Raw genomic sequence first — 525 nt, forward strand, 5'->3', positions numbered from 1 at the left:
GGCCACGCCCGCGGCCTCAGACAGGCTGCGCCGAACGTCTCCGGCATCTCGGTGCTTGGCCCTGCCGAGGCACCGCTGCTCTGGTGCGCGGTCGCCACCGATTTCGGCTGCTCGTGCATGGCAAGCGCGGGGTCGACATGCAGGGCTTCGTCCGGACCATGGTCGAAAACGGCCCGAAGGAACGCGCCTCGATCCAGGTGCAGATCGACATCGACCCGCAGAGCTTCCTCTAAACGCCTTTGGCGGCAAGAAACCTTGTGATATCCGCACGTTGATACGAGAATTATTGCGCGTGGACACGCCTCCCCTGATTCCCACGCCTCCGCGGATATGCCATAGATCACTGTGTTGATGGGGCATGAGGGGAACCATGGACGCACTGAAATCCCTGCTCGATTCGCTCGACTGGCCGCAGTATCCGACAGCGCCGGGCGCCCAGGCAGCATTTGTGGCCGCCGCCTTCGCGATCCTCATCGGCTTGTTCATGCTGCTTTTCCCAACCACGGCCGGCAAAGTCCTCTGCCT

Annotated in this window: 1 protein-coding gene; it reads left to right on the forward strand. The window is 62.9% G+C overall.

Annotated elements, in window-relative coordinates:
* Window positions 1-233, forward strand: a 233-nt coding sequence (locus tag AC1D0P_RS28120) for a hypothetical protein (RefSeq protein WP_477679735.1), incomplete at its 5' end; no start/stop codon positions are given.
* Window positions 234-525 lie beyond the last annotated feature (292 nt).

The organism is Polaromonas sp. P1_G2, assembly GCF_056405515.1.